Here is a 5684-nt window from a genome sequence, read left to right on the forward strand (position 1 = left end):
GAGAAAAACTATTCGTGCCGTTCTATTCCACCAAGCCGGACGGGTCCGGGATCGGCTTGAGCCTGGCGCGACAGATTGCTTTCGCTCATCGGGGGCGGATCGAGGTTTCGAGCGACCCGACTGGCGGTGCGGTGTTCGCCATCGCGTTGCCAGTGGCCTAGCGGATTGCTCTGTCGATTGAATCGGGCGGTGCAGGCGGCACGAGTGTGCGTTTTCGAACACCACGGCCGCGGTTTGCGGCCGGCGCCGCGCGCAACGTGATGTTCGGTCGAGATTTTTGCTCCGTGACCGCGTCTCGTACACTTGCGCGGAACAGGAGAGGCGCATGCTGAAGTTGGATAACGTCGCCAAGGTGTATCGGACCACGGAAGTGGAGACGCACGCGCTCAGTGGCGTGTCGTTAGAGATCCAGCCGGGTGAGTTCGTCGCCATCATGGGCCCTTCCGGCTGCGGCAAGTCGACCTTGTTGAATATTCTTGGGTTGCTCGACACACCCACCAGCGGTTCTTATTGGTTCTTCGGCGAAGACGTTGCCCACGATTCGGAACGACAGCTGGCACAACGACGTCGCAGCGGCGTCGGCTTCGTGTTCCAGAGTTTCAATCTGATCGACGATTTGAACGTCACCGAGAATGTCGAGGTGGCGTTGCTGTATCAGGGCATCGGACGGGCCGAGCGCAACCGAAGGATCGCGGCTGCGTTGGAGCGAGTGGAATTGGCGCATCGGGCCCGGCATTTGCCTCACCAGCTGTCCGGTGGTCAACAACAACGCGTCGCTGTAGCGCGTGCGTTGGTGTCGAATCCCAAATTGATTCTGGCTGACGAGCCCACCGGCAACCTCGATACGGAGAACGGCGCTGAAGTGATGAGCATGCTCGCCGAGATCAATGCGGCGGGCACGACGGTGGTGATGGTGACGCACTCACTTGCGCATGCCGCTCATGCCAAGCGCACCGTGAAGTTTCTCGATGGTCGCGTCGTCAGCGAAACCTTGCTCGCGGCCTAGTCGTGCTTCGTAACTATCTGGCGGCAGCATTGCGCAATCTGGCGCGCAATCGCATTTACGCGTTCATCAGCGTCGCTTGTCTCGCGGTCGGCCTGGCGGCGACGTTCATCACCGTGGCCTATGTCGACTACCTGCGTTCCTACAATCGTTGGATCGAGGGTTATGAGCGTCTGTACTACGTCTCGATGGAATATACGTTGCCGGGCAACGCGCCCATTCAGATGGATTCGTCGCCTCAAGACGTGGCCGAGTGGCTGAGGTTGAATGTGCCGGACGCGACCGAGGTCACTCGTCTCGTCACGGGGCTGCGTCCGGTGCGTGTTGGCGACGTTGAAGCGGTCGAACCGATCGCGTGGGCCAATGCCAATGTCTTCAAGGTGCTGCCCATGCCGGCGTATCAAGGAGATTTGGCGACGGCGCTCGAGCAACCTGATTCGCTGGTACTGACACGAAGCCTGGCGCGCAAATACTTCGGGACCGACGACGTGCTGGGACGAACGATGGAGATCAATCGCGAGCATCCCATGGTGGTGCGCGCCGTCATCGAAGATTTGCCTTCGAATACCAAGCTTGCTGACGAGGACATCGGCATTCTCGCGGCCGACAGTGCCGCGTTTTCGCAGACGGCTTTGTTCCCGGGTTCGTGGATTGCGTACAGTTATTTTCGGGTCGATGCGAACGTGTCGCTCCATCGTTTGAATGAGCAGCTGGCACGCTATGAACGCAAGAACTCCTCAGTCGTGGTGCGGCTCAGTGCCGGCACGTTGAACACTCTCGGTTACTCGAAAGAGCGACTCGCCGCCGTCCGTGCGATGCCGTTACTGGCCGGCCTGGCACTGCTGATCTCATGCATGAATTTCGTCAACCTGACGACGGCGCGTTCTCTCCGGCGCAGCACCGAAGTGGGCGTTCGCAAGGCGGCCGGAGCGAGCCGTTGGGACTTGATCGTTCAGTTCATGGGCGAGGCGCTGATCCTCAGCGTGATTGGCATGGTGGCCGCGCTGTCGTTATGCGAGTTGTCGTTGCCTGCGGTCCCGACTTTGCTGGACGTGCCGCTGACTTTTGAGTACTGGCGTAATGTACCGCTGCTCCTGGCCATCGTCGGCATCACTGCAGTGACGGCGCTGCTGTCCGGCTTCTATCCGGCGGTGTTACAAGCTCGGCTGCAGCCCGCGGCCATTCTGAATGGCGGCAAGAGCCGCACCGGACAAAGCAAAGGATTGCGCCAGGCACTGGTGGTGTCGCAGTTCGCGGTGCTGGCGGTGCTGTTGGCGGCTGTGGTCGTAGCCCAGTCGCAGCTGGATCATTTGTTACAAAAGAGCCTGCGATTCAGCGGCGATCAGATGTTGATGATTGCCTCGACCTGTCGCCCCGCCTTCATTAATGAGTTGCGCAGTCTGCCCGCTGTGGTTGGCGTAGCATGCTCTGAGTCGGCGCCGCTCAATCTGCAAAAAAACAATCGAGTCGCGAAGCTGGCCGATGGCACCCGACGCTCGTTCGAAGGCGTGCGCGTCGACGCCGGATTTTTCGAGCTATATGGGTTGCAGCCGCTGGCGGGCCGGTTCTTCCGCGCCAACGATCTCGGCGATGTCCTCGCCGACGACAATCAGCGTGTGCAACGAGTCGTGCTCAATGCCTCGGCCGTTCGCCAGTTTGGGTTTGAGTCAGCCGAGGCGGCCATCGGTCGCGATCCGTTTCCCGGCGCGGACCTCTCCCTGGAAGTGATCGGGGTGGTCGAAGACTTTCGCTTGGGCCGGTTCGATGAGCCCATGTTCCCCATGGTCTACGCCGCCCAGCCTGATCGAGCCCGGATGCTGAGCGTGAAGCTGCGAGGCGAGGGCGTTGCCGAGACGCTAGAGCGCATCGACGCGCTCTGGAAACAACTCGGCGATCCCAAACCCATCAACCGCTTCTTTCTGAGCGAGTCCATTCAGGACATGCATAGCTCCATCGTTCGACAGCGCCGGATATTCAGCGCGTTCGCCGGGCTGGCGGTGAGCTTGGCCATCGTCGGTATGCTGGGTCTGGCCTCGTCGGCGGCCGAAGAGCGGCGGCTCGAAATCGGGGTGCGCAAGGCGTTCGGCGCGGGCGTGCCCGACATCCTGCTACTGATTCTGTGGCGGTTCGTGAAGCTCGCTGGGCTGGCGGGGATCCTCGGTGGCGTGCTGGCCGTGCCCCTGCTGAACCGATGGTTACAAGGCTTCGAGGATCGGATCGATCTACAGCCCTGGGTGTTCGTCGGCACCGGTGTGTTGATCGTGGTGATTGCCGTGTTCACCGTCTGTATTCACGCCACGCTGATGGCTCGGGCGAAACCGGCAGAAGCGCTTCGTTAGTCCGTGAATCTGCAGGCGGGCTGAGGTAATCTCTGTCGCATGACAGAGTGCTGGTGGTTATATCTGCTCGCTTGTCGCGATGGCCGAACCTACACCGGTATCGCGACCGATGTCGCCGCCCGCTTCGCCGCTCACAGCCGCGGCAAGGGGGCGAAGTTTACGCGCTCCAATCCTCCCATCAGCGTGCTCGGCACGCGCGCATTTGCCAATAAGTCGGAAGCGCTCAAGGCTGAGGCTGCACTGAAAAAACTCGATCGCACAGGGAAGCTGGCATGGGCTCGATCGCACCCGTCGAATTTAGTTTGCTGAGCGCGGCAAGCGCATGACCATTCTTGGCGTGGTCTTCGCAGTAGGGTTATTGATCCTGCTGATCGCAGCGCTGCGTGTGCAGCCGTTCGTCGCGTTCATCGTTACGGCGCTGGTCGCGGCGTTGCTGTTGGGGCTGCCGTTGGAGCAGATTCCCAAGAGTATCGAGCGTGGCATCGGCGACATGCTCGGGCCGCTGTCCATCGTCATCTGTTTAGGCGCGATGTTCGGCAAGTTGATCGCGGACAGCGGTGCCGCTCAGCGCATCGCCGAGTCGCTGATGCATCTGTTCGGGCCGAAGCGTGTGCCGCTGGCGATGGCCATCACCGGCTTCGTGGTCGGCATTCCGCTGTTTTACAACGTCGGCTTCGTGTTGATGGTGCCGCTGGTGTTTTCGGTGGTGTATCGCTCCAAGTTGCCGGCCATGCTGGTCGGCATTCCGATGCTGTCCGGCTTGTCGATTGCGCACGGCTTTTTGCCGCCGCATCCGTCACCGACCGCGCTCGTGGCTCAGTTCGGCGCGGACATGGGGCGGACCTTGCTCTATGGCATCGTGGTCAGCATCCCGACGCTACTCATCGCCGGCCCGCTGTTCGCTCGGAGTCTGAAACGAATTGCGTCGGGCCCGTCGGAGCTGTTCAAGCCGACCACGCTGAGCGAAGCCGAGTTGCCTGGCACGTTCAATAGCTTTGCCTGCGCGTTGTTGCCGGTGATATTGATCGGCGGCGCGACGGCACTCGCTTATGTGGACTTCGCACCGTCCTCGCGGACTCTCATCGAGTTCGTGGGCAATCCAATGATTGTGATGTTGGCGTCGTTGTTCGTCGGCTCGATGACGTTGGGCGTGGCGCGCGGTCGGAAGTTGGCGCAATTGATGGAAGGCTACGGCCATGCCATTCGCGATATCGCCGGTATCTTGCTGATCATTGCCGGTGCCGGCGCGTTGAAGCAGGTGTTCGTCGATAGTGGTGTGAACACCGAGCTCGGTGCATTGCTTGGAAACATTCCCATCCATCCGTTGATTCTGGGTTGGCTGGTCGCATTCGCCATTCGAATCGCGCTGGGCTCGGCTACGGTCGCTGGATTGACGGCGGCGGGCATCGTGGCGCCGCTCATCCAGATCACCGGTGTGGATCCGAATCTGATGGTGCTGGCCGTGGGTGCCGGCAGTTTGATGTGCTCGCACGTCAACGACTCGGCGTTCTGGATGTTCAAAGAATATTTTCAGGTCAGCCTGCGCGATACCTTCCGCTCCTGGACCATGATGGAAACGCTGGTCGGTAGCCTTGGCTTGATTTTCGTGCTGCTGCTGAACGCTTGGCTTTGAATCGCCTGTTACTTGGCAGGCGTCGCGGCCGTCGTCCAGTTGATGACGTGATAGGTCGCGGGCCCATCACCGACATTGCGCAGCGAATGCAGCTGATTCGACGCGTTGAACACCACTGAGCCGGGGCCGACGCGTTTCAATTGGCCGTCGACCAGCACTTCGACGGTGCCTTCCTTGATGATCACCAGCTCTTCATTGGGATGCCGATGCGGCGCGTGTGAGGTTGCGCCGGCTGGCAGCGTTGTGACGTGCAGTTCCAGTTCGTTGAGCGTCGCCGTTGGCGCGCGCAGGAACTGTCGAACCGCCCGAACTTCTTCCTGCTGAATGGGAATGTCGCGCCATTCGAGAGCGACTGAGCCCAAGGTCTCTGGCTTCGACGCGGCAAACGCGGAAGCAACCAAGAAAAGACAGGCACACAGCCACAGCCGCGAATCCATGCTCATCGCGATCCCCCGAAAGAACCATGCAGTTTCAAACTGTCTGTTGGGCGGAGTGAAGTTAGCACTATTTCGGCTTGGCTGGTAGCGGTATCAGCGCCCGATCGGTTTTCAGCAGGTAACAGTCTGCGCCAGCGATACAACGGCAGCGCGATGTCCGCATCCGGCGGATGATTGCCGGTGCTGACGATGGCCAGATCCGACTCGCCGTGTCGCAGTCGTGCCAGCGATTCGTTGTTGTTGCCGGGCGCGAGATGCACGATGACCTTGGG

Annotated in this window: 6 protein-coding genes and 1 pseudogene; 5 read left to right on the forward strand and 2 right to left on the reverse strand. The window is 60.7% G+C overall.

Annotated elements, in window-relative coordinates:
* Positions 1 to 14: 14 nt before the first annotated feature.
* The 5 genes from JNL55_RS37365 to JNL55_RS05350 all read left to right on the forward strand — a co-directional run bounded on the left by JNL55_RS37365 (position 15) and on the right by JNL55_RS05350 (position 4975).
* Positions 15 to 161, forward strand: coding sequence for an ATP-binding protein (locus JNL55_RS37365; RefSeq protein WP_415923012.1), 147 nt, complete (start codon positions 15 to 17; stop codon positions 159 to 161).
* A 164-nt stretch (positions 162 to 325) separates the two neighbouring features.
* The gene (locus JNL55_RS05335) at positions 326 to 1006 is read left to right on the forward strand and encodes an ABC transporter ATP-binding protein (RefSeq protein ID WP_293850333.1); all 681 of its coding nucleotides are present in this window, start codon (positions 326 to 328) and stop codon (positions 1004 to 1006) included.
* A gap of 2 nt (positions 1007 to 1008) precedes the next feature.
* A complete protein-coding gene (locus tag JNL55_RS05340) occupies positions 1009 to 3342 on the forward strand; it encodes an FtsX-like permease family protein (RefSeq protein WP_293850336.1) in 2334 nt (777 codons plus the stop codon).
* Between the two features lie 39 nt (positions 3343 to 3381).
* Positions 3382 to 3651, forward strand: a complete 270-nt coding sequence (locus JNL55_RS05345) for a GIY-YIG nuclease family protein (protein WP_293850339.1) — start codon at positions 3382 to 3384, stop codon at positions 3649 to 3651.
* 13 nt (positions 3652 to 3664) lie between these two features.
* Positions 3665 to 4975: a gluconate:H+ symporter gene (locus tag JNL55_RS05350; protein WP_293850342.1), complete on the forward strand. Its 1311-nt coding sequence runs from the start codon at positions 3665 to 3667 to the stop codon at positions 4973 to 4975.
* Between the two features lie 8 nt (positions 4976 to 4983).
* Here the strand turns inward: JNL55_RS05350 and JNL55_RS05355 are convergent, their stop codons facing one another.
* Together JNL55_RS05355 and JNL55_RS05360 are read right to left on the reverse strand one after the other, a co-directional pair.
* Entirely contained in the window at positions 4984 to 5418 is a 435-nt protein-coding gene (locus tag JNL55_RS05355) for a cupin domain-containing protein (RefSeq protein WP_293850345.1), read from the reverse strand.
* A pseudogene (locus JNL55_RS05360) lies at positions 5415 to 5684 on the reverse strand (hypothetical protein); the annotation flags it as partial. The pseudogene JNL55_RS05360 and the gene JNL55_RS05355, both read right to left, overlap by 4 nt.

The organism is Steroidobacter sp. (assembly GCF_016790065.1).
Taxonomy (GTDB): domain Bacteria; phylum Pseudomonadota; class Gammaproteobacteria; order Steroidobacterales; family Steroidobacteraceae; genus Steroidobacter.

Coding starts and splice junctions, on each gene's coding strand:
- JNL55_RS05335 (WP_293850333.1), top strand. CDS start 326: ATGCTGAAGTTGGATAACGTCGCCAAGGTGTATCGGACCACGGAAGTG.
- JNL55_RS05345 (WP_293850339.1), top strand. CDS start 3,382: ATGACAGAGTGCTGGTGGTTATATCTGCTCGCTTGTCGCGATGGCCGA.
- JNL55_RS05350 (WP_293850342.1), top strand. CDS start 3,665: ATGACCATTCTTGGCGTGGTCTTCGCAGTAGGGTTATTGATCCTGCTG.
- JNL55_RS05355 (WP_293850345.1), bottom strand. CDS start 5,418: ATGAGCATGGATTCGCGGCTGTGGCTGTGTGCCTGTCTTTTCTTGGTT.